This window comes from Kitasatospora sp. NPDC028055 (assembly GCF_040637885.1).
GTDB lineage: Bacteria > Actinomycetota > Actinomycetes > Streptomycetales > Streptomycetaceae > Kitasatospora.
Genome location: NZ_JBEZXE010000015.1, coordinates 95,338 through 120,951, shown reverse-complemented (window position 1 = coordinate 120,951; position 25,614 = coordinate 95,338). Strand labels below are relative to the sequence as shown.

Sequence of the window (25,614 nt, the reverse complement as noted above, 5' to 3'; positions counted from 1 at the left end):
CGGCATGACCATCGCGGAGGTACAGCTCGAACCCTGGACGGACGCCGACCTCGCGCTGCTGCGCCGGGTGAACACCCCGGAGATGAAGAAGCACGTCGGCGGGCCGGAGACGGAGGAGCAGCTGCTCGTCCGGCACGGGCGGTACCTGGACTTCGTCCCGTCCGGACTGGGCTGCATGTACCGGATCGTGCTGCTGCCCGAGGGCGAGGCCGTCGGCACGGTCGGCTACGGCACCCGCGACTGGGCCGGCGGGACGGTGCACGAGATGGGGTGGAACGTGCTGCCCGAGCACCAGGGGCGCGGCATCGCCGTGACCGCCGCCCGGGCCGCCGTCGCCGCCGCCCGGCGCGAGGGGGCGCACCGCTTTCTGCACGCCTTCCCCTCGGTGGACAACCCCGCCTCCAACGCGGTCTGCGCGAAGGCTGGGTTCACGCTGCTCGGTGAGACGGAGTTCGAGTTCCCGCCCGGGCGGTTCATGCGCAGCAACAACTGGCGGGTGGACCTGCGGGGTTGAGGGCCGAGACCTTCGGGCACAGGTGCCTCGGGAACGGGTGCCTCGGGAACGGGTGTCTCGGGCACGGGCGCCTCCTCGGGCACGGGTGCCTCAGAAGAGGGTGCCGCTCTCCAGCTCCAGCAGCCAGCGCTTGCGGTCCACGCCCGCGGCGAAGCCGGTGAGCGCGCCGTTGGCGCCGAGCACCCGGTGGCAGGGGCGCACGATCAGCAGCGGGTTGGCGCCCACCGCGCCGCCGACCGCCCGTACCATCCGCGGCGACTGCCCGGCCAGTTCGGCGAGTTGGCCGTAGGTCACGGTCGTGCCGTACGGGATCTCGTCCAGCGCGGCCCAGATCCGGCGGCGGAACTCGGTGCCCTCGGGAGCGAGCGGGAAGTCGAAGGTGGTGCGGTCACCCTTGAAGTAGGCGGTCAACTGGGCGACCGGCTCGGCCAGGGCCTCGGGGTCGTACTCCCAGTCGTCGGCGGGCTCGGCCAGCGCGTACTTCTGCCCGGGCGCGGTGACCGTGGCCAGGGCCGCGGGGCCGCCGTCCTCGGGCAGCACGCCGCTGAGCAGCAGCGGGCCGAACGGGCTCTCCATGGTGGTGTAGACGGTGGTGCTCATGCCGGGTCGTTCTCCGTTCCGGTGTTTGTCCTGGTGCTCGTGCTGAGGATGGTGCTGCTGGTGCTGCCGGTGTCGGTGCTCGCGGGGCCCGCCCAGAGGCGGTGGACGGCGTAGGAGCGCCACGGGGCCCAGGCCTCGGCGGCGCGGGCGGCGGCCCTGGCGTCACCGGGGGCGCCGAGCCGGAGGAGCCCGTGCTTGACGCCGATGTCGGTCGGGAGGAAGACGTCGGGGTCGGCGAGGGCGCGCATCCGCAGGTAGCCGACCGTCCAGGGACCGATGCCGGGCAGCGCCAGCAGCCGGGCGGCGGCCTCCTCCCGGTCGACCCCGCCGTCCAGGCGCACCACGCCCTCCGCCAGCGCTGCGCACAGGCCGGTGAGCGCCCGGCGGCGGGCCGCGGGCATCGCGAAGTCCTCCGGGTCGGCGGTGGCCAGCACCGCCGCCGAGGGGAAGAGCAGCCGCAGCCCGCCGCTCGGCTCGGGCAGCGCGACGCCGTACTTCTCCGCGAGCCGGCCCGCCAGGGTACGGGCGGCGCCGACGGTGATCTGCTGGCCGAGCACGGCGCGGACGGCGAGCTCGTGCGGCTCCACGTGGCCGGGCGAGCGCAGGCCGGGGCGCTCACGGACCAGCGGGCCCAGCACCGGGTCGGCGCCGAGCTGCTCGTCCACGGTGTCCGGGTCGGCGTCCAGGTCGAAGAGGACGCGCAGCCGCTGGACGGCGGTCGGCAGGTCGCGCAGGTCGGCGAGCAGCAGGCGGCAGTCGAGCCAGCCGCGGGTGCGTGGGTCCTGCGGCGCCAGGCCGTCGACCTCGGCGATGCCGTGCCCGTACGGGAGCGCGAGGGTGCGCCGGTAGGTGCGCACGCCGGGGCGCGCGCCGGGCACCACCTCCTCCACGCCGGGGACGGCGCGCAGCTCCAGGAAGTCGATCAGGTGGTCGCTGTCCAGCGCGCCGCGGTAGGCCAGGCGCAGGGTGAGCCCGCCGGCCGGGGTCGCCGTGCGGCGGCCGGACACCACCTCGGCGCGCAGGCCGCTGGGGGTGCGGTCGTAGACCTCGCGCACGGTGTCGTTGAACTGGCGGACGGAGGCGAAGCCGGCCGCGAACGCGATGTCGGTGACGGGGAGTTCGGTGGTCTGCAGGAGCAGCCGGGCGGTCTGGGCGCGGCGGGCCCGGGCCAGCGCGATCGGGCCGGCGCCGAGCTCGGCGGTGAGCTGGCGCTGGAGCTGCCGGGCGCTGTAGCCGAGGCGGTCGGCCAGGCCCGCGACGCCCTCGCGGTCCACCACGCCGTCGCCGATCAGGCGCATCGCGCGGCCGACCAGGTCGGCGCGGTGGTTCCACTCCGGGGAGCCCGGAACCGAGTCCGGGCGGCAGCGGCGGCAGGCGCGGAAGCCGGCGCCCTGGGCGGCCGCGGCGCTGGGGTAGAAGCGGCAGTTGGCACGTTTGGGGGTCACGGCGGGGCAGCTCGGTCGGCAGTAGATGCCGGTGGAGGTGACCGCCGTGAAGAAGACGCCGTCGAAGCGGGCGTCGCGGCTGTCCACGGCTCGGTACCGGATGTCGTCGTCGATCACGTTGTCCAGTTTGCGGGATGGGACGAGGGGTGACTGGCGGGAATCGGACATTGCCGTCGGGGGCTTCCCCCCTCCCCCTCCCCCCGCCCACCCTCCCGCCTCCACCACCCACCCACCCACCGCCGCGCGCGGCCCACCCACCCACCACCTGCCCACCCACCTGGCGGCCTTCTGCGCCCACCCACCCGCCGCACCCGCCGCGCCCACCCACCTACCCGCCGTGCCTGCTGCACCCGCCGCGCCTGTTGCACGTACCGCAGCCACCGGGCGCCTCGCGCGCACCGCGCCTGTCCAGAGCTCGCTCGGCCTGTGCCGCCAGCGTCATCGCCCTGCCGCGAACCGCATGTCCTCCCTCCTCCGTGCCGGGCCCCGCCCGGCTCCGCCTCGGCCCGCCCCCGCACTGGCCGGCCGCCGGCCGACCGGTCAGTGCGGGTCGTCACACCCGGGCTCCCCGGGCAGACGCTGGGCCATCGAGCTGCTGAACCACTGCGCCGAGGACGGATCCGGTCAGCGCTTCACCGGACCGCCTGCCGCGCGCATCGACTTGGTGATCGCCTTCCACTTGTTCAGCCGGGCCTTGGCGACCCGGGCGTCGGTGCGCGAGGCGATCCACTCGTTCTCGCGCTGGAGCTTGAGATAGCTGTCCATCCGGCGCTGCGGCAGGGTGCCGTCCTCCAGCGCCGCGCGGACCGCGCAGCCGGGCTCGGTGTGGTGGTTGCAGTCGTGGAAGCGGCAACCCTCGGCCAGCTCGGCTATGTCGGCGAAGGCCAGGTCCACCCCCTCGCCACCGTAGAGGCCGACCTCGCGCAGCCCGGGGGTGTCGATGAGCACGCCCCCGCCGGGCAGCGGTATCAGCTCGCGGGTGGTCGTGGTGTGGCGCCCCTTCTGGTCGACCTCGCGGGCCTCCTGGACGGTCATCACGTCGGCGCCGACCAGCGCGTTGGTGAGCGTGGACTTGCCCACGCCGGACTGGCCGATCAGCACCGTGGTGCCGGGGGCGCAGGCGCGGAGCACGTCGATGCCCTCGCCCGTCTCCGCGCTGACCACCAGCACGGTGACGCCCGGTGCGACGGCTTCGACATCGGCCCGGATGAACTCGGCGTCGTCGACCAGGTCGGCCTTGGTGAGGACGACCAGCGGTTCGGCGCCGGACTCCCAGGCCAGGGCCAGGAAGCGCTCGATCCGCCCGAGGTCGGGATCGGCCGCGAGCGAGGCGGTGATCAGCACGGTGTCGACGTTGGCCGCCAGCACCTGACCGTCGGAGCGCTTGCCGGCCACCTTGCGGATGATCGCGGTGGAGCGCGGCAGCAGCGCGGAGACGGCGGCCATCGGCTGGGCGTGCAGGTCGACGGCGGCCCAGTCGCCCGTGCAGGGGCAGTTGATCATGTCGGCGTCACCCACCGGCCGGGTGTCGAGCCGGACGGTGCGCAGCTCGCCCGTCTCCGGGTCGGCCAGGACGGCGTCGCACTGGCCGCGGTCGACCCGGGTGATACGGGCGGGGAGCAGGCCGGCCTCGGCCAGCGGGACGAAGAGCTCGTCGAGCTCGGGCGTCCAGCCGTAGCGGGCCAGCGGGGAGCTCTCGGTGGAGAGGGAGGAGGAGAACAGCGAAGTGGAGGCAGCGTTGAACAACGCAGTGGCCCTTCGGGAGGAGATGGTCCCGGCGGGCTACGGCTGGCGCGGAAGGCTCAGCCGGCGGCCGGGAAGAGGAGGTGAACGCGCATGCTGCCCAGGGCAGCTATCGGGGCGACAACGACCACGGGGTTCACCTCCTGCTCTCTACTCCTCGAGCGGCCCAATGGCCCCCGAACCGATGTGTCACACGCTAGCGGGGCGGGCGGTTGGGGCCAACCTATTTTTGACCTGCGGAAATGCGGTGGGGAGGGGTCGCGGCGGGCCAACATTGGCCCCCACCGAGCGGCGCCGGGCCACACGCCGCCGCGCCAGGGGACGGAACCGCCGCTACCCCCCGTAGCGGTGCTTGAGGTTCGGGTCGTCCAGCCACCACGGCCGCATCCCGCCCTCGTCCTCCTCCGGCCGCCCCGCCACCCTGGCCTCCGCGGCCTGCGCCTCGAAGCGGGCGTCCAACTCGGCGTCCACGGCCTTGATCTCCTCGCGCCCCTGCACCACCATCCGCCGCACCAGCGCGGCCAGGAACGGCAGGCCGACGAGGTCGCCCAGCACCCAGAAGGCGTTGCCGCCCCAGGTCTGGTCCTGCGCCAGGCTCGGCCCCCAGGGCCGCCCGAGCGCCAGGTAGTAGTGCTCGGCGACGAGGTGCCCGCCGTAGATCAGCACGATCCCGAGCCCCGCGTCGAAGATCACCTCGGCGAAGGTGATGAACAGCCCGACCAGGTGCGGGTACTCGTGCCCGACCGGATCGAGCTGCAGCCGCGGCCAGAAGTAGGCGAGGCCCAGCAGCACCAGCGCCAGGTGCAGCACCAGGTTGCCGACACCGCTGGAGACCGACCACTCGTACCAGGGCGTGAAGTAGAGGAGCCACGGCGGCGCCATCAGCAGCACGGTGGAGACCGCGGGGAACATCAGCACCTTGGAGGGCCGGCTGCGCAGCGCCCGCAGGATCCGCTCCCGCCGGCCCTCCGGAGAGGAAAGGACCAGCAGCGAGACGGGGGCGCCGAGCGCGAGCAGCAGCGGGACGACCATGAGCAGCAGCACGACCTGTACGGCCCGGTCGGTGAACAGGACGCGCTCGTACACCCCGAGGCCGGAGCAGGTGCACCAGATCCACAGCAGCAGCCCCCCGAGGAAGGCCGCGGTGCGGGTGGGCTGCCAGCGGGCGCCGTCGCCGCGGTTCACGGTGCGCACCGCGGTCAGGTACCAGCCGCCGAGCAGCAGCGACAGGGCGAGCACCACCGGTTCGAAGGTCCAGGAGGTGGCCAGGTCGGACCACTGCCACGCGGGCGGTCCGCTGTACGCGAGCACCCGGGCCGCGCCGTCCAACGCGCCGTCCACCACGCCGCTCATCCGTCCGCCCACCTCATCCGTACCGCCGTACCGGCCGTGCCGACGTACCCGCCGTGCCGACGTACCGGCTGTGCCGGCGCACCGGCCGTACCGGCGTACCGGCCGTGTGCCCGCCGTACCCACTGTGCCCGCCGGGCGCAGGGGCCGCGGCGCCCGGCCATGATGGCCCTCCCGACGCGGTCCGCCGCAGCCGGGGCCCACCTCTATACCCGGGCCTGAACAAAGCTTTACCAAAGCCGAACAAAGCTTTGCCCAGGCAAAGTTCTGCCCTTGCCGGCCCCGGAGGCGCAACCGGCGCGAGCCCGCTGTCGTCTGGCAGGATGCACCGTCGGCGATACCGGCCACGTGGGTGACAGCAAGGGGACGACAAGAGGTGCAAAGCACTGCACGCGGCGAAGGCCGACGGCTGGCCGCGCGCCACCGCAACATCGAGCTGGGCCTGCTGGCGCTCGCGGTGGCCGTCTGCCTGGCCGGACACATCGACGCCTCGCTGGCGATGACCGACAAGCTGCCGCCCGGGCTCCTCGTCCACGGCCTGTCCCTCGGGGCGCTGGTCGCGGTGGCGCACCTGGCGGTGCGCCGGTTCGCGCCGTACGCGGACCCGCTGATCCTGCCGCTGGGCGTCTTCCTGACCGGCTTCGGGCTGATGCTGCTGGACCGGCTGGACTTCAGCTACAAGGCCGCGCACGCCGCCAAGGGCGACTACCAGAAGCTCCCGGCCGCGCCGGGCCAGCTGATGTGGACGTTCATCGCGGTGGCGGCGGCGCTCGCGCTGATCGTCTTCGTCAAGCACCACCGGTTCTTCCAGCGCTACGTCTACGTGCTGATGGCGGGCGCGCTGATCCTGCTGACCGCGCCGATCTTCTCGCCGACCGACAGCTTCGGCGCCAAGCGCTGGATCAAGCTCCCCGGACTGCCCTCCTTCGAGCCGGACGAGTTCGTGAAGGTCGCGATCACGATCTTCTTCGCGGGCTACCTGATGGCCTCCCGGGACGCCCTGGCCCTGGCCGGGCGGAAGGTCTGGGGGATGACCCTCCCGCGCGGGCGGCACGCCGGACCGGTGCTGGCGATCTGGGCGGTCAGCCTGATGGTGCTGATCTTCGAGCGCGACCTGGGCACCTCGCTGATCTTCTTCGGCGTCTTCGTCGTGATGCTGTACGTGGCGACCGAGCGCACCAGCTGGGTGGTGCTCGGCCTGCTGATGGCGGTCGGCGGCGCGGCCGTGGTCGGCACCGTGGAGCCGCACGTGCACGGGCGCGTCGAGGCCTGGCTGCACCCGCTCGACTACTTCCCTCCGGTCAACAACCAGGCGATCTCCGCGCAGCCCGCCGAGGCCCTGTTCAGCCTCGGCACCGGACACATGACCGGGACCGGCCTGGGCTCCGGCCGGCCGTGGCTGATCGGCTTCGCCGGGCGCAGCGACTTCATCTTCACCACCATCGGCGAGGAACTGGGCCTGGCCGGGGTGACCGCGATCCTGCTGGTGTACGTGCTGCTGATCCAGCGCGGGCTGCGCACCGCGGTCGGACTGACCGACCCGTTCGGCAAGCTGCTGGCCACCGGCCTGTCGGCGGCGCTCGCGCTGCAGGTGTTCGTGGTGGTCGGCGGCGTGAGCGGGCTGGTCCCGCTGACCGGCAAGGCGTTGCCCTTCCTGGCGGCCGGTGGTTCCTCCCTGCTGGCGAACTGGCTGATGGTCGCCCTGCTGATCAAGCTGAGCGACTCCTCGGGGCGCACCGCCCTGGACCCGGCCCCGACCAGCCCGGAGCCGCTCCCGGCGCAGGCCGGCCCGGCCTCCCCCGGCCCGGGCCGGACCCTGGGGGCGGGCGAGCCGCTGGCCGCGGGCCTGGACCCGCTGCCGGGCGCCGGGCCCGACCCGGCGGGCCCGTCAGCCGCGTCGTCCGGCCCCATCCACACGGACCCGGGCGCCCCCACCGAGCTGCGCCCCTCCTTCGGCCACGCGCCCGGCACGCCCCGGCCCGACGGACCGCTGCCCGGCGGCCCCCAGCACGCCGGTCCGCAGCACAGTGGCCCGCAGGCGTCGTACGGCTACCCGCCGAGCAACGACCAGTCCGCCCACGGCTACGGCCCCCCGCAGCAGTCCCGGTACCCGCAGGACCCGACGGTCGGCTGACCCCACCGGCGCACCCCGCCGACCGGCCGTCAACCGACCACCGACCGCCGATCGGTCGTCAACCGACCGCGACCACCCCGGGCCGGGACCCGACACGAACCGCACACGAGTCGACCACCACCCGGCCGGACCCCGACAACGCAGAGGGCCTCCCCCGCACCCGCGAGGGAGGCCCTGTCCGTACAAAGTCACCACCGCCACTACCGCGCCACTACCGCGGCCACCACCGCGCCGCTACCGCTGCTCCCACGGCGGCCGCGGCGGCCTGGGCGGGTACCCCGGCACCTGCTGCCCCGGCCCGACCCCCGGCCCCGGCCCTGCCTCCGGCGGCCCCGGCCGCTCCGGCGGCGGCCCGGCCGGCCGGTCGCTGTCCGGCGGCGGCGGGGACGGCCGGTGGTGCGGCCCGGGCCGGGCGGTGAGCCGCGCGCGCACGTTGTCGGCGGCCAGCACGTCGGCCCACCGCTCGGGGTACTCGGCGGGCACGTCGACGTCGTCGGCGTCCTCCTCGCCCCACTCCTCCTCGACGCCCTCGGCCAGGCCCAGTTCGCGGGCGCGCCGGGCCCGTTCGACGGCCCGGCGGGCGGCGACCTCGCGGACCACCGCGGCGGCCGCCTCCTCGTGGGCGCGCTCGTTCTCGGCCCGGGCGTCGGCGGTCTCCAGGGTGGGCCAGCGGCGGTCTATGGCGGCGTTCATGGCAGCGCCGATGAGCACCGCGAGGGCCACCACGAAGATCCACAGCAGTACGGCCACCGGCGCGGCCAGCGAGCCGTACACCGAGGGGCCCTCGACCGAGCTGACCAGGTAGAGCCGCAGGCCGACACTGCAGAAGACGAGCACCACCAGGGCGACCAGCGCGCCGGGGATGTCCTCGCGCCAGGGCGTGGAGACCGGTACGGCCAGGTGGTAGAGAGTGGTCAGGGAGACGATCAGCAGCAGGATCGCGACCGGCCAGTAGGCGGCGCCGACGAGCCCCGCGATGCCGTGCACGGCGTTCTCGACCAGTCCGGGCCCGGCCATCAGCAGCGGCAGCACCAGCGAGCTGATCACCAGGGCACCCAGGTAGAGGCCGAGTGACATCAGCCGGGTCTTGACGATGCCGCGCTTGCCGTCCAGCCCGTACATGACGGTGATGGTGTCGATGAAGATGTAGAGCGCCCGGGATCCGGACCACAGCGACAGCAGGAAGCCGATCGAGATGAGGTCGGGCCGGGTGTGGTCGAAGACCTGGCTGAGCAGCGGTTTGACGACCGCGTTGACGGAGGAGTCCGACAGCACCGTCCCGGAGGCCGAGACGATGTCGTGCTTGAGCCGGTCGATGGTGCCCGCGCCGAGGAACTCGTCGAGGTAGCCGAGGGTGGCGGCCAGGCCGAGCAGCAGCGGCGGGATCGACAGCAGGGTGAAGAAGGCCGCCTCCGCGGCGAGGCCGGTGACCCGGTACTCGACGCAGGTGTTGGTGGTGTCCTTGACCAAGTCCCACGCCGTGCGGCGCCAGGTGGCCTCCTTGGCCGCGCGCCGGGAGCCCTTGCCCCGGCGCCGGGAGGGCCGTTCGGGGTTCGGTCTGCTCGTATCGCCTGCTGCTTGCACAGGGCTAACGGTATCGGGCCAGGTCGCTCCGGTTGATCTCCCCCGGGGTACGGGCGCGTGCGGACCGGCCGCGCGAGTCGCCGTACGGGCGCGTGCGGACCGCCCCGCCGACCGCCGCGCGGGGCCCCTGCTGCCCCGCGCCCCGACCGCCCGTCAGGAGCCCGTCGGACGGCCCGCCCCGGAGCGGCCGGAACACCCGGCCGTCCCAGATGTCGAAACCCCAGCGTCCAGCATTCGGATGTTAGTGGACCGCGAGTCCCACGCCGTGCGAATCTCTTGCCATGCCTAGCGCCGGAACCACCCTAGTAGGTCGACTCCACGTCGATCTCCTTCGCGTGTCCAGCGCCATCTGTCCGGTGACCTGAGCTCCCACCCCGCCGCACCACCGCACCCGGCGCCGTCCACCCCGCCATCCCCGCACGAGCGGATGCGCAGGCGCCCGCCCGGCCCGGTCAGCTGCTCTCCCGGCCCTGAGAAACCCGCAGGTCACAGCAGCGATCGCACGGCCGAGCACGCCCCGCGACCCACCCGGCGCCAGCGCCACCTGCCCAGAAGGACTTCACCATGGCCACCTCTCCCGAGACTGCCGAGCCCACGGCCGACCGCCCGGTCGCGCCCCGCCCCGCCGCGGCTCGCAAGGTGACCCGCCACCGCGGCGAGGGCCAGTGGGGCATGGGGCACTTCACCCCGCTGAACGCCAACGAGCAGTTCAAGAAGGACGACGACGGTCTCAATGTGCGGACACGTATTGAGACGATCTACGCGCACCGGGGCTTCGACTCGATCGACCCCGCCGACCTGCGCGGCCGGATGCGCTGGTGGGGGCTCTACACCCAGCGCAAGGAGGGCATCGACGGCGGCAAGACCGCGATCCTGGACCCGCACGAGCTGGACGCCGAGTACTTCATGCTCCGGGTGCGCATCGACGGCGGCCGGCTGACCGTCGCCCAGCTGCGCGCGATCGCCGAGGTCTCCGAGCAGTACGCGCGGGGCACCGCCGACCTGACCGACCGGCAGAACATCCAGTACCACTGGATCCGGATCGAGGACGTCCCGGCGATCTGGCAGAAGCTGGAGGCCGTCGGCCTGTCCACCACCGAGGCCTGCGGCGACACCCCGCGCGTCATCCTCGGCTCGCCGGTGGCCGGCATCGCCGAGGACGAGATCATCGACGGCACCCCGGCCATCGAGGAGATCCAGCGCCGCTTCATCGGCAGCAAGGACTTCTCCAACCTGCCGCGCAAGTTCAAGAGCGCGGTCTCCGGCTCCCCGCAGCTGGACGTCGCCCACGAGATCAACGACGTCGCCTTCGTCGGCGTGGTCCACCCCGAGCACGGGCCCGGCTTCGACCTGTGGGTCGGCGGCGGCCTGTCCACCAACCCCAAGCTCGGCGTGCGCCTGGGCGCCTGGGTCCCGCTGGACGAGGTCGCCGACGTGTACGGCGGCGTGATCGGCATCTTCCGCGACTACGGCTACCGGCGCCTGCGCAACCGCGCCCGGCTCAAGTTCCTGGTCGCCGACTGGGGCGTGGAGAAGTTCCGCAAGGTCCTGGAGGAGGAGTACCTCGAGTACCGGCTGGTCGACGGGCCCGCGCCCGCCGAGCCCGCCGCCCGCTGGCGCGACCACGTCGGCGTGCACCGGCAGAAGGACGGCCGCTACTACATCGGCTTCGCCCCGCGCGTCGGCCGGGTCGACGGCAAGCTGCTCGGCCGGATCGCCGACCTCGCCGCCGCCCACGGCAGCGACCGGCTGCGCACCACCGCCGAGCAGAAGATGCTGGTCCTCGACATCGCCGAGGAGCACGTCGACGCGGTGGTGGCCGGCCTGGAGGAGCTCGACCTGCGGGTCACCCCCTCGCCGTTCCGCCGCGGCACCATGGCCTGCACCGGCATCGAGTACTGCAAGCTCGCCATCGTCGAGACCAAGGAGCGCGGCCGCACCCTGATCGACGAACTGGAGCGGCGCCTGCCGGAGTTCGCCGAGCCGCTGACCATCAACATCAACGGCTGCCCGAACGCCTGCGCCCGGATCCAGGTCGCCGACATCGGCCTCAAGGGCCAGCTGGTCACCGACGAGCACGGCAACCAGGTCGAGGGCTACCAGGTCCACCTGGGCGGCGCGCTCGGCCTGGAGGCCGGCTTCGGCCGCAAGGTCCGCGGCCTCAAGGTCACCAGCGCCGGCCTGCCCGACTACGTCGAGCGCGTGCTGACCCGCTACCAGGCCGACCGCGCCGAGGGCGAGCGCTTCGCCCAGTGGACGGCCCGCGCCACCGAGGAGCAGCTGTCGTGAGCGAGCGAACCATTCACGAAGCGAACGCCGAGCACAGCGAGATGGGCGATGCGCAGCGAGGTGGGCGATGAGTGAGCGAGCCGCACCGTTCTTCTGCCCGTACTGCGGGGACGAGGACCTGCGCCCGTCCGAGGCCGGCCACGGCGCCTGGGAGTGCCACGGCTGCCGCCGCGCCTTCCAGTTGAAGTTCCTCGGCCTGCTGTCACCGACCCACGGGGGTGCGTCACATGACCAACCGCACCACGCCTGACCACGCGGAGCTCGCCGCCCGGGCCGGCCGCGAGCTGGAGGAGGCCACGCCGCAGGAGGTGCTGCGCTGGGCCGCCGACACCTTCAGCAGTCGGTTCTGCGTCACCTCCTCGATGGAGGACGCGGTGGTCGCCCACCTCGCGTCCTCGGTGTTCCCCGGGGTGGACGTGGTGTTCCTGGACACCGGCTACCACTTCCCGGAGACCATCGGGACCAGGGACGCGGTCGCCGCGACCATGCCGGTCAACGTCATCACGCTCACCCCGCTGAGGACGGTGGCCGAGCAGGACGCCGAGCACGGGCCACGGCTGCACGACCGCGACCCGGACCTGTGCTGCGCGCTGCGCAAGGTGGAGCCGCTCAACCGCGGCCTCGCCGGCTACGACGCGTGGGCCACCGGGCTGCGCCGCGACGAGTCCCCGACCCGGGCGAACACGCCGGTGGTCTCCTGGGACCCGAAGCGCCGCAAGGTCAAGATCGCCCCGATCGCCCGCTGGACGCAGGAGGACGTGGACGCCTACGTCGCCGCGAACGGCGTGCTGCTCAACCCGCTGCTGTGGGAGGGCTACACGTCCATCGGCTGCTCGCCGCTGTCCTGCACCCGTAAGCCGGCCGAGGGCGAGGACGCCCGGGCCGGCCGCTGGTCCGGCTCCGGCAAGACCGAGTGCGGCATCCACCTCTGAGCCCCCGCCCCCGCCCCACTCCTGAGCCCCCGCTCCTGAGACCCCCGCTCCCGAGCCCCCGCCCCCGACCGTTCGTCAACCACCGCGTAAGGAAAGAACCGTGACAGCTCACACCCCGGCCGCCGACGGAGCCGCAGAGGCGGCCCCCGCGGCCGCCCCCTGCGAGCGCGGCGCCACCGTGTGGCTGACCGGGCTGCCGAGCGCGGGCAAGACCACCCTGGCCTTCGCGCTGGCCGAGCGGCTGCGCGCCGAGGGCCACAAGGTCGAGGTGCTGGACGGCGACGAGATCCGCGAGTTCCTCTCCAAGGGCCTCGGCTTCTCCCGCGAGGACCGGCACACCAACGTCACCCGGATCGGCTTCGTCGCCGAGAAGCTCGCCGCCAACGGCGTCAAGGTGCTCGCCCCGGTGATCGCCCCGTTCGCCGACTCCCGCACCGCGGTGCGCGAGCGGCACGCCGCGGCCGGCACCGAGTTCCTGGAGATCCACGTCGCCACCCCGGTCGAGCTGTGCGCCGAGCGGGACGTCAAGGGCCTGTACGCGAAGCAGGCGGCCGGTGAGCTCTCCGGCCTGACCGGTGTGGACGACCCGTACGAGGCCCCCGAGAAGCCCGAGCTGCGCCTGCAGACGCAGGGCCGCGCGGTCGCCGAGTCCGCCGCCGAGCTGCACGCCTTCCTGACCGAGAGGGGTCTCGCATGACCACCGCGACCGACAGCCCGGTCCGTGCCCACGACGACTCCCCCTTCGCGCTGTCCCACCTGGACGCGCTGGAGGCCGAGTCGGTGCACATCTTCCGCGAGGTCGCGGGGGAGTTCGAGCGCCCGGTGATCCTGTTCTCCGGCGGCAAGGACTCCATCCTGATGCTGCACCTGGCGCTCAAGGCCTTCGCGCCGGCCGCCGTCCCCTTCTCCCTGCTGCACGTCGACACCGGCCACAACTTCCCCGAGGTGCTGGCCTACCGCGACCGCGTCGTCGCCGAGCACTCCTTGCGCCTGCACGTCGCCCACGTCCAGGACTTCATCGACGACGGCCGGCTGCGCGAGCGCCCGGACGGCACCCGCAACCCGCTGCAGACCGTCCCGCTGCTCGACGCCATCGAGAAGAACCGTTTCGACGCGGTGTTCGGCGGCGGCCGCCGGGACGAGGAGAAGGCCCGCGCCAAGGAGCGCGTCTTCTCCCTGCGCGACGAGTTCGGCGCCTGGGACCCGCGCCGCCAGCGCCCCGAGCTGTGGTCGCTCTACAACGGACGGCACGCCGTCGGCGAGCACGTGCGGGTCTTCCCGCTGTCCAACTGGACCGAGCTGGACGTCTGGCAGTACATCGAGCGCGAGGGCATCGACCTCCCCGAGATCTACTACGCGCACGAGCGGGACGTCTTCTCCCGGGGCGGCATGTGGCTGACCGCCGGCGAGTGGGGCGGCCCCAAGGACGGTGAGCCCGTCGAGCGGCGGCTGGTGCGCTACCGCACCGTCGGCGACATGTCCTGCACCGGCGCCGTCGACTCCGACGCCACCACCATCGAGGCCGTGATCGCCGAGATCGCCGCCAGCCGCCTCACCGAGCGCGGCGCCACCCGCGCCGACGACAAGCTGTCCGAGGCCGCGATGGAAGACCGCAAGCGCGAGGGGTACTTCTAATGAGCACGACCGTCGAGACCAGCGCCACCTCGCTGCTGCGCTTCGCCACCGCCGGCTCCGTCGACGACGGCAAGTCCACCCTGGTCGGCCGGCTGCTGCACGACTCCAAGTCGGTGCTCGCCGACCAGCTGGAGGCCGTCGAACGCGTCTCCCTGGGCCGCGGCCAGGAGGCGCCCGACCTCGCTCTGCTCACCGACGGCCTGCGGGCCGAGCGCGAGCAGGGCATCACCATCGACGTCGCCTACCGCTACTTCGCCACCCCCCGGCGGCGGTTCATCCTCGCCGACACCCCCGGGCACGTGCAGTACACCCGCAACATGGTGACCGGCGCCTCCACCGCGGAGCTCGCCGTCGTCCTGGTCGACGCCCGCAACGGCGTGGTCGAGCAGACCCGCCGGCACGCCGCCGTCGCCGCCCTGCTGCGGGTGCCGCACGTCGTCCTGGCCGTCAACAAGATGGACCTGGTCGACTACGCCGAGCCGGTCTTCGCCGCGATCGCCGCCGAGTTCACCGCCTACGCCGCCTCCCTCGGCGTGGGCGACGTCCTCGCCGTCCCGATCTCCGCCCTCGCCGGGGACAACGTCGTCGAACCGTCCGCCCACATGGACTGGTACGGCGGCCCGACCCTGCTGGAGCACCTGGAGACCGTCCCGGTCGGCAGCGACCCCGGCGCGGAGCCCGCCCGCTTCCCGGTCCAGTACGTGATCCGCCCGCAGACCGAGGAACACCCCGACTACCGCGGCTACGCGGGCCAGCTGGCCTCCGGCGTGCTGCGGGTCGGCGACCCCGTCACCGTGCTGCCCTCCGGCCTGACCACCACCGTCGCCGCCATCGACGCGCTCGGCCGCCCGGCCGACCTGGCCTGGGCCCCCCAGTCGGTCACCGTCCGGCTCGCCGACGACCTCGACATCTCCCGCGGCGACCTCATCGCCGCCGGGGCCTCCCCCGCCCCCACCAAGGACGTCGAGGCCACCGTCAGCCACCTCAACGAGCGGCCGCTGCGCGCCGGGGACAAGGTGCTGCTCAAGCACACCACCCGCACCGTCCGCGCCCTCGTCAAGGAGATCTCCTACCGGATCGACATCGACAGCCTCGAACAGCGCTCCGGCGCCGAGGGGTTGAACGTCAACGACATCGGCCACGTGAAGCTGCGCACCGCCGAGCCGCTGGCCCTCGACGACTACACCGACAACCGCCGGACCGGCTCGTTCCTGCTGATCGACCCGGCCGACGGCACCACCCTCACCGCCGGCATGGCGGGCGAGGCCTTCGCCACCGTACGCACCGACGGCGCGCCCGGCGCGCCCGAAGAGGAGGACTGGGTCTGATGCCCAGCGAGGCGTTCTCGGGCATGGACAAGGAAGGCGGCCGCATCGGCAGCGGCGTCCTCGGCAGCGGCCAGGGCGGCTTGACCCGATGTGCGGGCCGACGGGGCTGAGAACGCCCCGTCACCGGGCCGCTCCCCACGGCCGCCCGGCTTGCCCGGCACACCCACTGCCGCAAGCGCCACCTTCCAACCGTCCGCCCGGGACCGCCTCCTGACGGTCCGTCCGCGAACAGGACCCACCACCATGGCACCGCACCAGGCATCCTCGCACCGCACCCCCTCCCATCGGCCCACCCGCCCGAACGCCGGCCGGATCAGACGCGCGGCGGCTGCTGCCGCCGCCGGCCTGACCGCCGTCGCCCTGCTGTCGGCCTGCAGCTACGGCTCCAAGGCCGACAACAAGGCCGACACCGCGGCCACCGTGGGGAGTTCGGCGTCCGGCCCCAAGCTCACCGCGGACACGGTGAAGATCGGCTACTTCGCCAACCTGACCCACGGCACCCCGCTGGTCGGACTCCAGGAAGGCATATTCCAGAAGGAGTTGGGCGCCACCCAGGTGAAGACCCAGGTCTTCAACGCGGGCCCGGCGGAGATCGAGGCGCTCAACGCCGGATCGATCGACATCGGCTGGATCGGCCCCTCCCCGGCGATCAACGGCTACACCAAGTCCGACGGCAAGTCCTTGAAGATCATCGGCGGTTCGGCCTCCGGCGGGGTCAAGCTGGTGGTCAACCCGGACAAGGTCGGCTCGCTGGACGACCTCAAGGGCAAGAAGATCGCCACCCCGCAGCTGGGCAACACCCAGGACGTGGCGCTGCTCAACTACCTGGCCGGCAAGGGCTACAAGGTGGACGCGGCGTCCGGCGCGGGCGACGTCTCGGTGGTGCGCACCGACAACAAGGTCACCCCCGACGCCTACAAGCAGGGCTCCATCGACGGCGCCTGGGTGCCCGAGCCCACCGCCTCCAAGCTGGTCACCCTCGGCGCGAAGGTCCTGCTCAACGAGAAGGACGTCTGGCCGGACAAGAAGTTCGTGATCACCAACATCATCGTCTCGCAGAAGTTCCTCAAGGAGCACCCGGACGTGGTGGAGGCCGTGCTGCGCGGCTCGGTGAACACCAACGCCTTCATCAAGGCCAACCCCGACAAGGCCAAGGCCGACGCCAACGAGGCGATCAAGAAGGAGGCGGGCAACTCCCTGGAGTCGGCCGTCCTCGACCCGGCCTGGTCCGACATCGACTTCCTGGACGACCCGCTGGCGAACACCCTGCAGGCCGAGGCCGACCACGCCGTCACCGCCGGGCTCCTCAAGAAGCCCAACCTGAACGGCATCTACGACCTCACCCTGCTGAACAAGGTCCTCGCGGCCAAGGGCCAGGCCCCGGTGGCGGACGCCGGCCTCGGCGCCAAGTAGCCCGGCGCCAAGCAACCCGGCGCCAAGCGACCGGCGCCACCCAGATCCGCGGTCCGGCCCCCGCCCGCCCGGTCGATCCCCGATCGATGCCCACCGGGCCGGGCGGGGCCGGACCCGGCCCCCCGCTTCGCAGCCCTCGCCAGCCTTGCCAGACCACTCACGCAGGAGGTGCCCGGATGACCCCGGCACTGACCACCTCGGCGGACGCCCCCCGCGCCGACGCCACCGGCGCCACGCCCGCCGTCCGGATCTCGCACGTGCACAAGTCCTTCGGCCGCCCGGGCGCCGCCACCCACGTGCTGGACGACATCACCCTCGACGTCGCGCCCGGCGAGTTCGTCACCCTGCTCGGCGCCTCGGGCTGCGGCAAGTCCACCCTGCTCAACCTGGTCGCCGGCCTCGACGAGCCCACCCGCGGCAGCATCGAGGTGCCCGGGGGCCGCCCCGCCCTGATGTTCCAGGAACACGCCCTGTTCCCCTGGCTCACCGCCGGCCGGAACATCGAACTGGCCCTCAAGCTGGCCGGCGTCCCCCGCCCCGAGCGGCGCGCCGAGGCCGAGCGCCTGCTCGAACTCGTCCGCCTGAACGGCGCGTACGGCAAGCGGGTGCACGAGCTGTCCGGCGGCATGCGCCAGCGCGTCGCGATGGCCCGCGCCCTCGCCCAGGGCAGCAAGGTGCTGCTGATGGACGAGCCGTTCGCCGCCCTCGACGCCATCACCCGGGACGTCCTGCACGACGAGATCACCCGGATCTGGGCCGAACGGCAGCTGTCCGTCCTGTTCGTCACCCACAACGTGCGCGAGGCGGTGCGGCTGGCCCAGCGCGTCGTCCTGCTCTCCTCCCGCCCCGGCCGGGTCGCCCGGGAGTGGCGGATCGACCTGCCGCAGCCGCGCCGCATCGAGTCCTCCGGCGTCGCCGACCTGTCCATCGAGATCACCGAAGAACTGCGTGGGGAGATCCGTCGCCATGGCCAGCACTGACACCGCTCCCGTCGTCCTGGACAAGAACGCCCCCGTCGGCGCCGCCGACAGCGCCGACGTCGGCGCCGGCCTGGACGCCCTCGACTCCGTCACCGCCCAGCGCAGCTCGCTCGGCGAGGTGCTGCGCTCCAAGGCCCTGCCGCCGCTGATCGGCGTGCTGGTGGTGCTGGCGCTGTGGCAGGGCGCGTACAGCCTGCACGTCACCTCCTCGTACAAGCTGCCCAGCCCCGCGGACGTGTGGCACTCCCTCCAGGACCTCTGGTACCAGGGCACGCTGTTCTCGATCATCTGGACCAGCGTCTGGCGCGGCCTGTCGGGCTTCCTGCTCGCCGTCGTGATCGGCACCCCGATCGGCCTGGTCGTCGCCCGGGTCAAGCCGGTGCGCACAGCGATCGGCCCGGTCCTCCAGGGCCTCCAGTCGCTGCCCTCGGTCGCCTGGGTGCCGGCCGCGGTCATCTGGCTCGGCATCAACGACCAGATGATGTACGCGGTGATCCTGCTGGGCGCCGTCCCGTCCATCGCCAACGGGCTGGTGGCCGGCATCGACCAGGTCCCGCCGCTGTTCCTGCGGGCCGGGCGCACCATCGGCGCCACCGGCCTGACCGGCGCCCGGCACGTGCTCATCCCCGCCGCGCTGCCCGGCTACCTGGCCGGCCTCAAGCAGGGCTGGGCGTTCTCCTGGCGTTCGCTGATGGCCGCCGAGCTGGTCGCCTCCTCCCCCGACCTCGGCCGGGGCCTGGGCCGGTTCCTGGAGGACCAGCGCGAGTTCTCCGACATGTCCGGGGTGCTGCTCGGCATCATCCTGATCCTGTTCGTCGGCATCGCCATCGAGCTGCTCGTCTTCACCCCGGTCGAGCGCCGGGTGCTGCGCAACCGCGGCCTGCTGGCCTCCGGCAAGTGAGGCGGCCGCCGGTGCCCGCCCTCCTGCTCATCGCCCACGGCAGCCGTGACCCGCGGCACGCCGCGACCGTGGCCGCGCTGGTCCGGGAGGTGCGGGCCCAGCGGCCCGCCCTGGAGGTCGCCACCGCCTACCTGGACCACTGCGCGCCGCGGATCCCCCAGGTGGTGGGCCGGTCCGGACTGTTCGGACGGCCGACGGACGCGGTGGCCGTCCCGCTGCTGCTCAACCGGGCCTTCCACGCCAAGCACGACATCCCCGCCGCGTTGCGCGCGACCGGCGCCGGGCTGCCCGTCGCCGAGGTGCTCGGCCCCTCGCCGCTGCTGCTCGCCGCCCTGGACCGCCGGCTGGCCGGGGCCGGGCTCGGCATCAGCTCGGCGGCGGTCCGCGCCGGTACGGGCGTGGTGCTGGCCGCGGCGGGCTCCTCCGACCCGGCCGCCGACGCGGCCACCCGCCGGGTCGCCGCCGAGTGGCGGCGCACCCGCGGCTGGGCCGCCGTCGAGGTCGCCTACGCCTCGGCGGCCGGCCCGCGCGTGCCCGACGCCCTCGCCGCCCTGCGCGCGGCCGGCGCCGAGCGGACGGCCGTCGCCCCGTACCTGCTGGCCCCGGGCCTGCTGCCGGACCGCATCGCGGCGGCCTCGGAGGGCGCGGACCTGGTCGCCGACGTCCTCGGCGCGGCCCCGGAACTGGCCGCACTGCTGCTGGAACGCTACGACCGGGCCCGCCCGGCGGTCCCGGCCCTGACCGCCTGAGCCGGCACAGGGTGGCCCGCCGCCCGGTCCCGCGAGGGAGGTCCGCCGCCCGACGGGGGTGCGGGCGGCGGACCTGGCTCCGGTGGTGGTGCGTCAGGCCGGGAGGTTCCACTTCTGGTTGGCGGCGCCGTTGCAGTCCCAGATGCCGAGCTGGTTGCCGTTGTTGGTGGCGAAGCCGAGGTCGTCCAGGCAGCGGCCGGACTGCGGGTTGTAGAGCGAGCCGTCGGCGCGGGCCTGCCACTGCTGGGCGCCGGTGCCGTTGCAGTCGTAGAGCTGGACCAGGGTGTGGTTGGCGGTGCCGCCGCCGGCGACGTCCATGCACTTGCCGAGGGCGCGGACGGTGCCGTCGACGCCGATCCGCCACTTCTGCGCCAGGGAGCCGTTGCAGTCGTAGATCTGGACGGGAGTGCCGTTGCCGAGGTTGGCGCCCTTCACGTCGACGCACTTGCCGGCGTAGCCGGTGATCTGGCCGGTCGGGCCGGCCGGCGGGGTGGCGCCCAGGAGGACCCGCGGGAACATGACGCTGTCGCCGACGCCGCAGGCCGCGGAGACGCTGCCGTCCCCGATCCCCACGCCGCCGATCGCGGGGCGGGTGAACTGCACGGTGTGGGTGGAGTTCCAGTAGTAGCAGGTGGCGGTGACGGTCCAGGTCTGCATCGGGTCGAGGCCGCTGCAGTTGCCGATCGCGTTCCAGCCCGCGACGTAGGCACCGCAGGAGGGCGCGGCCTGGGCGGAGGTGGCCGGTGTGGCCAGGGCGGCGGCCCCGGCGAGCAGGGCGGTGGTCAGCAGGGCGGAGGTTCGGCGCATCGGGACGGTGGTCCTTCCGTTCGGCGGGATCGCGTCAACTCGACGTCTGCGCACTGGTGGTGACGGTGCGGCAGTTGTGTGGGCCGGGTAGAAGAATCGTGGGTTCGCCGGGCCCCCGTCAAGCTCTCGTTCAAGGCGAGCTTCGACGGATTCACGCCAGCTGTTCGGATCGGCGGTCGCTCGGACGCCTCGGGAACGCGGAACGGGCCCCGTGCTCCCCCTCGCAGGGGAGCACGGGGCCCGTTCGGTGGAACCGGGGCCGGGACGGCCGTCAGTCGAACTTGCGGCGCTGGCGCCCGGTCCCGTAGTTGGCACCGGACTGGGAGCCGCTGCCCGGCCGGGCCCGGCCGGAGGAGCGCCCGATGAACCCGGCGGCCTGCGGCCGCTCGCCCTGGGCGGCGGCACCGAGGCGCTGCTTGGGGCGCGGGCGGCGCGGGTTGCCGTTCATGTCGACGTCGGTGGGCAGCCCGGAGCGCTTGGCGGGGCGGCGGCGCGGGTTGCCGGACTTGCCGCCGGCGCCCTTGCCGTCGGCGGAGGCCGGGGCCGCGGGCTGGGCGGCGGCCGGGACGACCAGCGCGACCGCGACGCCGCTGGGGGTGCGGGCGCCGGTGATCCGGGCCAGCTCGGCGTCGCCGGGGCGGATCTTGGTGACGGTCGGGCGGATCCCGGCGACCGTCATCAGCCGGTTGACCTCGCGGCGCTGCTCGGGCAGCACGAGGGTGACGACCGTGCCGGACTCGCCGGCCCGGGCGGTGCGGCCGCCGCGGTGCAGGTAGTCCTTGTGGTCGATCGGCGGGTCGACGTTGACGACCAGGTCGAGGCCGTCGATGTGGATGCCGCGGGCGGCCACGTTGGTGGCGATCAGCGCGGTGACCTCGCCCTCGCGGAACTGGTCCAGGACCCGGTTGCGCTGCGGCTGGGACTTGCCGCCGTGCAGGGCGGCGGCCATCACGCCGGTGGCGCGCAGCTGCTTGGCGAGCCGGTCGGCGCCGTGCTTGGTGTGCACGAACATGATCACCCGGCCGTCGCGGGAGGCGATGTGCGCGGTGGCGGAGGCCTTGTCGGTGGGCTCCAGCTGCAGGACGTGGTGGTCCATGGTGGTGACCGCGCCGGCCGAGGGGTCGACCGAGTGGGTGACCGGGTCGGTCAGGAAGCGCTTGACCAGCCGGTCCACGTTGCGGTCCAGGGTGGCGGAGAACAGCATCCGCTGCCCGCCCTCGGCGACCTGCTCCAGCAGCCGGCTGACCTGCGGGAGGAAGCCCATGTCGGCCATCTGGTCGGCCTCGTCGAGGACCGTGATGGCGACGTCGGAGAGGTTGACGTCACCGCGGCCGATCAGGTCGTCCAGCCGGCCGGGGGTGGCGACCAGGACCTCGGTGCCGCGGCGCACCGCGTTGGCCTGCCGGCTGATGCCCATGCCGCCGACGACGGTGGTGATCCGCAGGTTGACGGCGGTGGCGTACGGGGTGAGCGCGTCGGTGACCTGCTGGGCGAGCTCGCGGGTGGGCACCAGGACGAGCGCCAGCGGGTGCCGGGAGTCGGCGCGGCGCCCGGCGGTGCGGGCGAGCAGCGGCAGGCCGAAGGCGAGGGTCTTGCCGGAGCCGGTGCGGCCGCGGCCGAGGACGTCGCGCCCGGCGATCGAGTCGGGCAGGGTGGCGGCCTGGATCGGGAACGGCTCGGTGACGCCCTCGCGGGTGAGCGCGGACAGGATCGCCTTGGGCAGGTCGAGCTCGCCGAAGGAGGCCGCCGGGGGCCGGGCCGGGGTGCCCTCGACGACGGTGAAGTCGGCGGGCTCCGCCACGGCGGCGCGGGTGGCCTTGGGGGCGCCGGTGCGGCCCCGGGGCTTGCGGGCGCGGTCGGCGCCCTCCCCGGTGCGGCGGGCACGCTCGGGGTTGTCGCCGCTGCGGCGGGGGCGGCCGGTACGGCCTTCGGCCGTGCGGTCGCCGGTGCGCGCGGCGGAACGGTCGGTGGTGCGGTCGCCTCGGTCGCGGGGCGTGCGGGCAGGGGTGGTCACGGGTTCTCCGTCCGTCGGTCGGCAGCCCGCGGTCGCGGACTGGTCGGCCGTCTGAGTGGAGTGCGCCGCCCCGGCCGTACTGCGGCATGAACGAGGGCCCGCACCGTCCAGCGGTGCGGGCCCCCGCTTCACGAGATCACAGGGGATCGCGCGTCAGCACAGAGGCTGGCGTCAGGCGATGACCTGGATGTTCTCGCCCTGCGGGCCCTTCTGGCCCTGGGTGACGTCGAACTCGACGCGCTGACCCTCGACGAGCTCACGGAAGCCCTGGGCCTGGATGTTCGAGTAGTGGGCGAAGACGTCCGGGCCGCCGCCGTCCTGCTCGATGAAGCCGAAGCCCTTTTCGCTGTTGAACCACTTCACGGTGCCGGTAGCCATAACCGTCTCCTCATACTTGGGGCATCAGGGATTCACACCTCGTGAATCCCCAAGTAGCCGCGATCCCCATCCGGAGACTGAAACACCGGACAAAACAAATGCGCCTGTTGGTTGGTACCAGCAGGCGCACACACACGTTCATGGGAACCAAAACTGCAACTGCCTCGACTGTAGCACGGCCGCACCCCGATTGACCGGGGACTTTTCTGCTCGACAGATCACGTTTGGCCCCCCTGGAAACAGGGGACGGCGCCCCGCCGGAGCGGGGCGCCGTCCGCCGTCCGGCCCGTCGCCGGGCCCTCGGGTCAGTGCCGGCCGACCGGCTCCGGCGGCATGGTGCTGCCGACCAGCGGGGCGTGGCCCGCACCCGGACGGGCGTCACCGCCGTGGCCGGGCCACCAGGCCTTGTTGCCGATCAGCGCGGTGAGCGCCGGGGTGAAGAACATCGCCATCACGAAGGCCGCCAGCACGATGCCGAAGGCCATCGCGAAGCCGAACTCCATCATGAAGGTGTTGCCCGCGAGCATGAAGGTCCCGAACGAGGCCGCCAGGATGAAGCCCGCCGCCGCGACGGTCGGACCGGCGTGGCGCAGCGCCTCACGGGCCGCCTCGCGCGGGGAGCGGCCCGCGCGGGCCTCCTCGCGCAGGCGGGCGATGATCAGGATGTTGTAGTCGGTCCCGATCGCCACCACGAAGAGGTAGATCAGGATCGGCATCATGAACATCAGGCCGGTCTCGTGGCCGATCTTCTGGAAGAGCAGCGTGGCGGCGCCGAGGGTGGCGCCGAAGCCGAGGCCGACCGAGACCATCAGGTACCAGGGGGCGACCACGCTGCGCAGCTGGAGCGCCAGGATGAGCAGGATGAGCAGCCCGGCGATCGGGAAGACCAGCTTGTAGTCGTGGGTCATCGCCAGGTTGATGTCCTTGAACACCGAGCTGAGGCCGCCGACCTTGGCCTCGGTGCCGGCCGGGGCCTGGGCGTGGGCGACGGCGCGCAGTTCGGTGACGGTGGCGATGGCCTCGTTGCTGGCGGGCTCGTCCTTGAGCATCACGGTGAACTGGGCCGTGGTGCCGTCGTCGCTGATGGTCTTGTTCTGGCTCGTGGCGGTGGTGGGGGTGGGCGGGAACACCTGGGCGACACCGGCGACGTGCAGCTTGTCCGCGTAGGCCTGGAAGGAGGCCGGGTCGAGCTTCCTGCCGTCGGTGCTGCTCAGGAAGACCTGGCTGGGGGAGGCGGCGCCCTTGGAGAAGGCGGTGGACATCTTGTCCTGGACGACCATCGACTCCTTCTCCTTGGGCATGGAGCCGCTGGTCATGTCGAAGAGGCCGTTGTAGCCCAGGGCGCCGAGGGTCAGGGCGACCAGGACGCCGCCGGAGGCGAGGGCGGTGAGCGCCGGGCGCTTCTCGACGGCCCGGCCGAGCGCGGTGAAGCGCGCGTCACTGGGCTCCCGCATCCACTTCTTGCCGGGCCAGAAGACGGCCCGGGCGGGGATGACGGCGAGCAGGGCCGGGGCCAGGGTGACGGAGGCGAGGGCGGTGACGACGACCGCGATGGCCAGCGCCGGGCCGAGGGCCTGGAACATGCCGAGGCTGGAGAGGATCAGCGCGGCGAAGGCGATGGTGACGGCGCCGGCGGCGGAGGCGATCGCCTCGCCGACCCGGCCGACGGCGTTGACGACGGCGGCCTTGCGGTCCTCACCGGCCCGCAGCCGCTCGCGGTAGCGGAAGGCGAGGAAGAGGAAGTAGTCGGTGCCGACACCGAGCACGACGACGATCAGGATCGGCGTGAGGATGTCGGTGCTCTTGAGGTCGAAGGCCTTGGTGGCGTAGTTGATCAGACCCATGGAGGTCGGCAGGGCGATGATCAGCGAGACCAGGATGGGCAGCAGGCCGGCCAGGACGCTGCGGAAGATGATGCCGACGATGACGATGACCAGCACCAGGGTGGCCATCGTGATGAGGCCCTCGGTGTCGCTGGAGGACTCCTGCTGGTCCAGGGCCTGGGCGGCGGAGCCGCCGAGCTGGAACTTGAGGCCGGTGGGGCCCGCCAGGTCCTTGCCGTCGTTGCGCACCGCCTTGGCGACGGCCGCGATCGCCTTCGGGTCCTGCTGCTTGCCCTTGGCGATGGCGATGGTGCCCATCGCGTACTTGCGGTCCTCGGAGTAGCCGACCTTCTCGGCCGGCGGGTTGACCGCCTCGACGCCGTCGATCTTCTTGCCCGCCAGGTCCTGGGTCAGCTTGCCCATGGCCTTGGTGTCGGCGTCGGTGAGCGCGGCGCCGTCGTTGCGCTCGAAGAGGATGAGGGCGTCCGGGGTGAAGGCGGCCGGGAAGGCCTTGGCCTGCACCTCGGCGGCCTGGATGGACTCGTAGTGCTTGGGCAGGAACGACGCCTCGTCCGTCTGGGAGGTCACCTTGGGCGAGGATATGAAGATCGCGACCATGGCGACGAGCCACGCGGCGATCACCCACCACGCGCGGCGTACGGCGAATTGTCCTAGTCGGTGGAACATGCTCGATGCCTCCTGGGCATGGTTCACCGCAGCCCTTGGGGGACGGGACGCTGGGCGACGGCAGGACCGGGCCGGACGCGCTTTGGCGTCTACTAGCCGGTCGGCAGGTAAGTAGGTCTGGGCGTCAGCCTACGAGTACGTGCTCGCCGTGCGGCAAGGAGCCCCCGTGGTCCAACCCCCGTTGTGGGGCCGCCCCGAACCGGCCCCGCCCCAGTCTCTCCCGGTCGCAGCGCCGTTGGCCTCGTGCTCCGGGTGGAGCCTTCTCCCCCTCAGGGTGGAGTTCGCCCCCTACCTCGGAGGAGGAGGCC

The 25,614-nt window shown here is 73.1% G+C and carries 21 protein-coding genes and 1 pseudogene; 13 read left to right on the top strand and 9 right to left on the bottom strand.

The genetic code is table 11. From position 1 onward, the window contains the following. Positions 1-4 precede the first annotated feature (4 nt). On the top strand, positions 5-514 hold the full coding sequence (locus tag AB0F71_RS18070; protein WP_360234784.1) for a GNAT family N-acetyltransferase: 510 nt from the start codon (positions 5-7) through the stop codon (positions 512-514). Positions 515-604: 90 nt separating this feature from the next. Here the strand turns inward: AB0F71_RS18070 and AB0F71_RS18065 are convergent, their stop codons facing one another. From AB0F71_RS18065 to AB0F71_RS18050, 4 genes are all read right to left on the bottom strand, one after another. Further along, positions 605-1,114, bottom strand: a complete 510-nt coding sequence (locus AB0F71_RS18065) for a methylated-DNA--[protein]-cysteine S-methyltransferase (protein WP_360234782.1) — start codon at positions 1,112-1,114, stop codon at positions 605-607. Further along, positions 1,111-2,727: an AlkA N-terminal domain-containing protein gene (locus AB0F71_RS18060; protein ID WP_360234779.1), complete on the bottom strand. Its 1,617-nt coding sequence runs from the start codon at positions 2,725-2,727 to the stop codon at positions 1,111-1,113. Before AB0F71_RS18060 ends, AB0F71_RS18065 begins: the two co-directional genes overlap by 4 nt. Before the next feature lie 456 nt (positions 2,728-3,183). Next, a complete protein-coding gene (rsgA, locus tag AB0F71_RS18055; RefSeq protein ID WP_360234776.1) occupies positions 3,184-4,305 on the bottom strand; it encodes a ribosome small subunit-dependent GTPase A in 1,122 nt (373 codons plus the stop codon). A gap of 330 nt (positions 4,306-4,635) precedes the next feature. Next, complete coding sequence (locus AB0F71_RS18050; RefSeq protein ID WP_360234773.1) at positions 4,636-5,655, bottom strand: cytochrome c oxidase assembly protein; 1,020 nt, start codon at positions 5,653-5,655, stop codon at positions 4,636-4,638. 373 nt (positions 5,656-6,028) lie between these two features. On the opposite strand from AB0F71_RS18050, the gene AB0F71_RS18045 reads away from it, so the two are divergent. Next, complete coding sequence (locus AB0F71_RS18045) at positions 6,029-7,786, top strand: FtsW/RodA/SpoVE family cell cycle protein (RefSeq protein ID WP_360234770.1); 1,758 nt, start codon at positions 6,029-6,031, stop codon at positions 7,784-7,786. A 234-nt stretch (positions 7,787-8,020) separates the two neighbouring features. Here AB0F71_RS18045 and AB0F71_RS18040 read toward each other — a convergent pair whose 3' ends face one another. Further along, positions 8,021-9,370 carry a YihY/virulence factor BrkB family protein gene (locus AB0F71_RS18040; RefSeq protein WP_360234767.1) on the bottom strand — a complete coding sequence of 450 codons (1,350 nt, stop codon included), beginning with the start codon at positions 9,368-9,370 and terminating at the stop codon, positions 8,021-8,023. A gap of 281 nt (positions 9,371-9,651) precedes the next feature. On the opposite strand from AB0F71_RS18040, the gene AB0F71_RS18035 reads away from it, so the two are divergent. The 11 genes from AB0F71_RS18035 to AB0F71_RS17985 all read left to right on the top strand — a co-directional run bounded on the left by AB0F71_RS18035 (position 9,652) and on the right by AB0F71_RS17985 (position 19,597). After that, positions 9,652-9,735 carry a putative leader peptide gene (locus tag AB0F71_RS18035; RefSeq protein ID WP_310593185.1) on the top strand — a complete coding sequence of 28 codons (84 nt, stop codon included), beginning with the start codon at positions 9,652-9,654 and terminating at the stop codon, positions 9,733-9,735. Between the two features lie 199 nt (positions 9,736-9,934). Then, positions 9,935-11,659, top strand: coding sequence for a nitrite/sulfite reductase (locus tag AB0F71_RS18030; protein WP_360234764.1), 1,725 nt, complete (start codon positions 9,935-9,937; stop codon positions 11,657-11,659). A gap of 67 nt (positions 11,660-11,726) precedes the next feature. Then, positions 11,727-11,909 (top strand): hypothetical protein, encoded by a 183-nt coding sequence (locus AB0F71_RS18025; protein ID WP_360234761.1) that lies wholly within the window; start codon positions 11,727-11,729, stop codon positions 11,907-11,909. Further along, the gene (locus AB0F71_RS18020; protein ID WP_360234758.1) at positions 11,887-12,591 is read left to right on the top strand and encodes a phosphoadenylyl-sulfate reductase; all 705 of its coding nucleotides are present in this window, start codon (positions 11,887-11,889) and stop codon (positions 12,589-12,591) included. The genes AB0F71_RS18025 and AB0F71_RS18020 overlap by 23 nt, the downstream gene beginning before the upstream one ends. Positions 12,592-12,691: 100 nt before the next feature. Then, positions 12,692-13,288, top strand: coding sequence for an adenylyl-sulfate kinase (cysC, locus tag AB0F71_RS18015; protein WP_360234755.1), 597 nt, complete (start codon positions 12,692-12,694; stop codon positions 13,286-13,288). Then, entirely contained in the window at positions 13,285-14,226 is a 942-nt protein-coding gene (cysD, locus tag AB0F71_RS18010) for a sulfate adenylyltransferase subunit CysD (RefSeq protein ID WP_360234752.1), read from the top strand. Before cysC ends, cysD begins: the two co-directional genes overlap by 4 nt. After that, positions 14,226-15,554 (top strand): GTP-binding protein, encoded by a 1,329-nt coding sequence (locus AB0F71_RS18005; RefSeq protein WP_360234749.1) that lies wholly within the window; start codon positions 14,226-14,228, stop codon positions 15,552-15,554. The genes cysD and AB0F71_RS18005 overlap by 1 nt, the downstream gene beginning before the upstream one ends. Before the next feature lie 243 nt (positions 15,555-15,797). Beyond that, entirely contained in the window at positions 15,798-16,967 is a 1,170-nt protein-coding gene (locus AB0F71_RS18000; protein ID WP_360234746.1) for an aliphatic sulfonate ABC transporter substrate-binding protein, read from the top strand. A gap of 176 nt (positions 16,968-17,143) precedes the next feature. Then, on the top strand, positions 17,144-17,947 hold the full coding sequence (locus AB0F71_RS17995; RefSeq protein ID WP_360234743.1) for an ABC transporter ATP-binding protein: 804 nt from the start codon (positions 17,144-17,146) through the stop codon (positions 17,945-17,947). Beyond that, on the top strand, positions 17,934-18,848 hold the full coding sequence (locus tag AB0F71_RS17990) for an ABC transporter permease (protein ID WP_360234740.1): 915 nt from the start codon (positions 17,934-17,936) through the stop codon (positions 18,846-18,848). The genes AB0F71_RS17995 and AB0F71_RS17990 overlap by 14 nt, the downstream gene beginning before the upstream one ends. Positions 18,849-18,859: 11 nt before the next feature. Further along, a complete protein-coding gene (locus AB0F71_RS17985) occupies positions 18,860-19,597 on the top strand; it encodes a sirohydrochlorin chelatase (RefSeq protein ID WP_360234737.1) in 738 nt (245 codons plus the stop codon). Between the two features lie 93 nt (positions 19,598-19,690). Here AB0F71_RS17985 and AB0F71_RS17980 read toward each other — a convergent pair. The 4 genes and pseudogenes from AB0F71_RS17980 to AB0F71_RS17965 form a co-directional block, all read right to left on the bottom strand. Continuing rightward, positions 19,691-20,083: pseudogene (locus tag AB0F71_RS17980) on the bottom strand (ricin-type beta-trefoil lectin domain protein); the annotation flags it as partial. 592 nt (positions 20,084-20,675) lie between these two features. Next, the gene (locus AB0F71_RS17975; protein ID WP_360234734.1) at positions 20,676-22,418 is read right to left on the bottom strand and encodes a DEAD/DEAH box helicase; all 1,743 of its coding nucleotides are present in this window, start codon (positions 22,416-22,418) and stop codon (positions 20,676-20,678) included. Between the two features lie 171 nt (positions 22,419-22,589). Beyond that, a complete protein-coding gene (locus AB0F71_RS17970; RefSeq protein ID WP_360234731.1) occupies positions 22,590-22,796 on the bottom strand; it encodes a cold-shock protein in 207 nt (68 codons plus the stop codon). A gap of 305 nt (positions 22,797-23,101) precedes the next feature. Continuing rightward, positions 23,102-25,306 carry an MMPL family transporter gene (locus AB0F71_RS17965; protein ID WP_360234728.1) on the bottom strand — a complete coding sequence of 735 codons (2,205 nt, stop codon included), beginning with the start codon at positions 25,304-25,306 and terminating at the stop codon, positions 23,102-23,104. Between the last annotated feature and the right edge of the window lie 308 nt (positions 25,307-25,614).

Bases quoted from the DNA above. Each gene is read 5' to 3' on its own strand.
- AB0F71_RS18070 (WP_360234784.1), top strand. From the start codon at position 5: ATGACCATCGCGGAGGTACAGCTCGAACCCTGGACGGACGCCGACCTC.
- AB0F71_RS18065 (WP_360234782.1), bottom strand. From the start codon at position 1,114: ATGAGCACCACCGTCTACACCACCATGGAGAGCCCGTTCGGCCCGCTG.
- AB0F71_RS18060 (WP_360234779.1), bottom strand. From the start codon at position 2,727: ATGTCCGATTCCCGCCAGTCACCCCTCGTCCCATCCCGCAAACTGGAC.
- AB0F71_RS18050 (WP_360234773.1), bottom strand. From the start codon at position 5,655: ATGAGCGGCGTGGTGGACGGCGCGTTGGACGGCGCGGCCCGGGTGCTC.
- AB0F71_RS18035 (WP_310593185.1), top strand. From the start codon at position 9,652: ATGCCTAGCGCCGGAACCACCCTAGTAGGTCGACTCCACGTCGATCTC.
- AB0F71_RS18030 (WP_360234764.1), top strand. From the start codon at position 9,935: ATGGCCACCTCTCCCGAGACTGCCGAGCCCACGGCCGACCGCCCGGTC.
- AB0F71_RS18025 (WP_360234761.1), top strand. From the start codon at position 11,727: ATGAGTGAGCGAGCCGCACCGTTCTTCTGCCCGTACTGCGGGGACGAG.
- AB0F71_RS18020 (WP_360234758.1), top strand. From the start codon at position 11,887: ATGACCAACCGCACCACGCCTGACCACGCGGAGCTCGCCGCCCGGGCC.
- cysD (WP_360234752.1), top strand. From the start codon at position 13,285: ATGACCACCGCGACCGACAGCCCGGTCCGTGCCCACGACGACTCCCCC.
- AB0F71_RS18005 (WP_360234749.1), top strand. From the start codon at position 14,226: ATGAGCACGACCGTCGAGACCAGCGCCACCTCGCTGCTGCGCTTCGCC.
- AB0F71_RS18000 (WP_360234746.1), top strand. From the start codon at position 15,798: ATGGCACCGCACCAGGCATCCTCGCACCGCACCCCCTCCCATCGGCCC.
- AB0F71_RS17995 (WP_360234743.1), top strand. From the start codon at position 17,144: ATGACCCCGGCACTGACCACCTCGGCGGACGCCCCCCGCGCCGACGCC.
- AB0F71_RS17990 (WP_360234740.1), top strand. From the start codon at position 17,934: ATGGCCAGCACTGACACCGCTCCCGTCGTCCTGGACAAGAACGCCCCC.
- AB0F71_RS17970 (WP_360234731.1), bottom strand. From the start codon at position 22,796: ATGGCTACCGGCACCGTGAAGTGGTTCAACAGCGAAAAGGGCTTCGGC.
- AB0F71_RS17965 (WP_360234728.1), bottom strand. From the start codon at position 25,306: ATGTTCCACCGACTAGGACAATTCGCCGTACGCCGCGCGTGGTGGGTG.